Raw genomic sequence first — 4,393 nt, 5'->3', positions numbered from 1 at the left:
CCGCGCCGCGCCCCCCGCCGCCCGCGGCCCGCGGCGCCCCCGCGGGCACCGGGAGACCGCGGTCAGCAGATCCGGGGAAGCTGCTCCCCGATCGGCAGGTCGACCACGCGGGTGCCGCCGAGGCCGGTGCGGGCCACGACGAGGCCGGGGTGCGCCTCGACCGCCTCGCCGATCACCGCGGCGCGGCGGCCCAGCGGGTGGGCGCGCATCGCGTCGAGGACGGCTTCGGCGTGCTCGCGGGGCACGAAGGCGACCAGCTTGCCCTCGTTGGCGACGTAGAAGGGATCGAGGCCGAGGATCGCGCAGGCGTTGCCCACGGCGTCGGGAACCGGCACCCGGCCCTCCTGGACGACGACCCCGGTACCGGACGCGGCGGCGATCTCGTTCAGGGCGGCCGCCAGCCCGCCGCGCGTGGGGTCGCGCAGGACGTGCAGGTCGGGGGTGACGGCGAGCATGGCCTGGACGAGTCCGCCCAGGGGCGCGCAGTCGCTCTCGATCTCCACTCCGAAGCCGAGCCCCTCGCGGACGCTCATGATGGCCACGCCGTGCAGGCCGATCTCCCCGCTGACGATGACGACGTCGCCCGGGACCACGCGCTGCGGGCGCAGGTCCACCCCGTCGGGGATGAGGCCGATGCCCGAGGTGTTGAGGTAGATGCCGTCGCCGTGCCCGGCTTCCACGACCTTGGTGTCGCCGGTGGCCACCTCGACGCCCGCGGTGCGCGCGGCCGCCCCCAGGGCCTCGGAGACCCGGGCCACCACGGACAGCTCGACGCCCTCTTCGAGGATGAACCCGCAGGACAGGTAGGCGGCCCGGGCCCCGCTCATGGCCAGGTCGTTGACCGTGCCGTTGACCGCGAGGTCGCCGATGCTGCCGCCGGGGAAGAACAGCGGCCGCACCACGTACGAGTCGGTGGAGAAGGCCAGGCGCGCCCCGCCGAGGGTGACCGCGGCGGAATCTCCCATCTGGCCGAGCACCTCACCGCCGAAGGCGGGTGCGAAGACGTGCTGGACGAGCTCGGCGGAGAGCGCTCCGCCGCCTCCGTGGCCCATCACCACCCGGGGGCGGTCCCGCAGCGGGGCGGGGCAGGTCCAGCCCGTGACGTCGAGTGCGGCGGTCTCAGACAACGGGGCTCGCCTCCAGCGGTGCGGTGCGGGCCGGCGCGAGGTCCAGGCGCCGGTAGAGGTAGTACGCGGCGCACGCGCCCTCGCTGGAGACCATCGTGGCGCCGAGCGGGGTGCGCGGGGTGCAGGTGGTGCCGAAGGCCTCGCACTCGTGCGGTTTGATCAGCCCCTGGAGGACCTCCCCGCTGCGGCACTCGGCGGGTTCCTCGGTGGCGATGTCCGTCACCGAGAAGCGGTGCTCGGCGTCGTACGCGCGGTAGCGGCCGGACAGCCGCCAGCCGCTGTCCGGGATCACGCCGATGCCGCGCCAGGCCCGGTCGGTGACCTCGAAGACGTCCTCCAGCATGGCGAGCGCGGCCGGGTTCCCCTCCGGGCGGACGGCGCGCGCGTAGGCGTTGTCCACGGTGTGCTCGCCGCGCTCGAGCTGCCGTACGGCCCGGCGTACGCCTTCGAGGATGTCGAGCGGCTCGAAGCCGGTGACCACGATGGGGACCCGGTGGCGCGCCGCCAGCTCCGGGTACTCCGCCATGCCCATGACGCTGCACACGTGTCCGGCGGCGAGGAAGCCCTGGACCCGGCAGCTCGGGGAGGTCATGATCGCCTCGATGGCCGGGGGCACCCGGACGTGGGAGACGAGCAGGCTGAAGTTGCGGATCCCGAGCTTCTTCGCCTGGTACACCGTCATGGCGTTGGGCGGCGCGGTCGTTTCGAAGCCGATGCCGAAGAACACCACCTCGCGCCCCGGGTTCTGCCGGGCGATCTGCAGGGCGTCGAGCGGGGAGTACACCACCCGTACGTCGCCGCCCTCGCTGCGCACCTGGAACAGGTCGCGGCCGGTGCCGGGGACGCGGAGCATGTCGCCGAACGAGCAGAAGATCACCTCGGGGCGGGAGGCGATCTCCAGCGCCTTGTCGATGACCTCCAGCGGGGTCACGCACACCGGGCAGCCCGGACCGTGGATCAACTCGATCTGCTCGGGCAGGAGTTGGTCGATGCCGTGCCGGATGATGGTGTGGGTCTGGCCGCCGCAGACCTCCATCAGCGCCCAGGGGCGGGTGACGGTCGCACGGATGTCGTCGAGCAGCCGGCGGGCCAGAGCGGGGTCCTGGAATTCCTCGATGTACTTCACTGCTGCTGCGCCTCCTGTACGGCGTCGCCGGCCTGCGGCTGCTGCGCGACGTCGTCGGCGAACGGCCAGTCCTGCACTCCCGCCTCGGCTGCCGCCCGCTCCCAGGGGTCGCCGAACTCCTCCTGGAGCATGCCGAGTTGCGAGAACAGTTCGAGGGTCTGGCGGGCCGACTCCTCGTCGAGGCGCTGGAGCGCGAATCCGACGTGCACGATGGCGTACTCGCCGACCTGCAGGTCCGGCAGGTACTCCAGGCACACCTCCTTGACCACGCCGCCGAAGTCGACGGTCGCCATGCGGGTGCCGTCCTTCTCCCCGATCTCAAGCACTCTGCCGGGTACCGCCAGGCACATGGCCCTCTCCTTGCTGTGGGTGGTGCGGGGTGCGGGCCGCCACCATGAGCTGGCCGAGGGCCAGCCCGCCGTCGTTCGGCGGGACGCGGTGGTGGCGCAGGACGGTGAAACCGCGCCCGCGCAGCAGGCGGGCGCAGGCGCTGGAGAGCACGGTGTTCGCGAACACCCCGCCGGTGAGGGCGACGGTGTCGAGTCCGTGCCGCTCGCGGGCGCGGACGGCGAGGCTGCGCACGAGGCCGGCGACCGCCGCGTGGAAGCGCGCGGCGATCAGCGGCGCGGGCGTTCCCGCCCGTACGTCGGCCACGACCGCGGCCAGGACGGGGGCCGGATCGGCCGTGACCGGGGCCCCGTCGTCCGCGCCCGCCGGGTGCAGCGCGAAGGCGTACCCGGTGCCGGCGGCCCCCGCGGGCGCGGCGAGGGCGGCGGATTCCAGCTCGATCGCGGCCTGGGCCTCGTATCCGGCGAGGTGGCACACACCGGCCAGGGAGGAGACCGCGTCGAAGAGCCGTCCCATGCTGGACGTCGGGGCGCAGTGCAGCCCGCGCTCCAACTGGCGCTCCAGTACGCGCAGTTCCTCGGGCGGGCAGGCCGCAGTGCAGGGGAGGTCCGGCGACCACGGCAGGCCGGCGGCCCGCAGATGGGACAGCGCCATGCGGTACGGGCGCAGTACGGCGGCGTCGCCGCCCGGCAGTGGCACGTAGGCGAGGTGGGCGAACCGGCGGTATCCGGCGTAGTCGGCGAGGAGGACCTCGCCGCCCCACACCGCGCCGTCGTCCCCGTACCCCGTGCCGTCGAAGGCGATGCCGATCACGGGATCCTCGCCGGCCAGGCCGTGTTCGGCCATGGCGGAGGCGATGTGGGCGTGGTGGTGCTGGACGCGGACCAGCGGCCGGGCGCCGGCCGCGCGCCGGGCCCAGCCGGCGGAGCGGTAGCCGGGGTGGCGGTCGGCGGCGAGCAGTGCGGGGCGCACCCCGGTGATGGACTCCAGCTGCTGCTCGGCGCGTTCGAAGGCGTACCGGGTGGCCAGGTCGTCCATGTCGCCGATGTGCGCGGACAGCCAGGCCTTGCGGCCCTCGCCGAGGCAGAACGCGTTCTTGAGGTCTCCCCCGGCGGCCAGCACCGGCGGTACGGGCAGCGGCAGGTCCAGGGGCAGCGGGGCGTACCCGCGCGAGCGGCGCACGGTCAGCGGTTCGCCGTCGCAGACGCGCAGCACCGAGTCGTCGCAGGGCACGTGGATGGGGCGGTCGTGGGTGAGCCAGGCGTCGGCGAGGTGGCCGAGCCGGTCCAGGGCCTCGGCGTCGTCGGTGACGATGGGTTCGCCCGAGAGGTTGCCGCTGGTCATGACGAGCAGGCGCGGGCCGGGCGGGTCGCCGGGCAGCCCGAGCAGCAGGTGGTGCACGGGCGTGTACGGGAGCATCACCCCGAGGTCGGGGCAGCGCGGGGCGACGTCCTCGGCCACCGGGTCCCCGGCGCCGGCCGCGGGGCGGCGGCGCAGCAGGACGATGGGCCGGGCGGGCCCGGTCAGCAGCTCCCGTTCGGCCGGGCCGAGGTGGACCAGGTGCCCTACGTCGGCGGGGTCGCGGGCCATCAGGGCGAACGGCTTGTCCCCGCGGGCCTTGCGGCGCCGCAGCTCGGCCACGGCGCCGGCGTGCGTGGCGTCGCAGGCGAGGTGGTATCCGCCGAGGCCCTTGACCGCGAGGATCGCCCCGTCGGCCAGCAGCCGGCGGGCCTCGGCCACGGGGTCGGCGCAGGCCTCCTCGCGCGGTGGTGACCCGGCGTGGAGCCGCAGC

Annotated in this window: 4 protein-coding genes; all 4 read right to left on the bottom strand. The window is 74.7% G+C overall.

From position 1 onward, the window contains the following. Positions 1 to 62 precede the first annotated feature (62 nt). Positions 63 to 1,052, bottom strand: a complete 990-nt coding sequence (gene hypE, locus ACFXA3_RS20725; RefSeq protein ID WP_385188704.1) for a hydrogenase expression/formation protein HypE — start codon at positions 1,050 to 1,052, stop codon at positions 63 to 65. A 67-nt stretch (positions 1,053 to 1,119) separates the two neighbouring features. Beyond that, positions 1,120 to 2,253: a hydrogenase formation protein HypD gene (gene hypD, locus ACFXA3_RS20720; protein ID WP_385188689.1), complete on the bottom strand. Its 1,134-nt coding sequence runs from the start codon at positions 2,251 to 2,253 to the stop codon at positions 1,120 to 1,122. Continuing rightward, positions 2,250 to 2,603, bottom strand: a complete 354-nt coding sequence (locus ACFXA3_RS20715) for a HypC/HybG/HupF family hydrogenase formation chaperone (RefSeq protein WP_385188687.1) — start codon at positions 2,601 to 2,603, stop codon at positions 2,250 to 2,252. Before ACFXA3_RS20715 ends, hypD begins: the two co-directional genes overlap by 4 nt. Next, positions 2,572 to 4,393: carbamoyltransferase HypF (gene hypF / locus ACFXA3_RS20710; protein ID WP_385188685.1), on the bottom strand; the 1,822-nt coding region annotated here is incomplete at its 5' end. The genes ACFXA3_RS20715 and hypF, both read right to left, overlap by 32 nt.

The sequence above is a fragment of the Streptomyces sp. NPDC059456 genome (genome assembly GCF_042750055.1).
Taxonomy (GTDB): domain Bacteria; phylum Actinomycetota; class Actinomycetes; order Streptomycetales; family Streptomycetaceae; genus Streptomyces.
This window is presented reverse-complemented; position numbering and strand designations above follow the sequence as displayed.

Bases quoted from the DNA above. Each gene is read 5' to 3' on its own strand.
- hypE (WP_385188704.1), bottom strand. From the start codon at position 1,052: ATGGGCCACGGAGGCGGCGGAGCGCTCTCCGCCGAGCTCGTCCAGCAC.
- ACFXA3_RS20715 (WP_385188687.1), bottom strand. From the start codon at position 2,603: ATGTGCCTGGCGGTACCCGGCAGAGTGCTTGAGATCGGGGAGAAGGAC.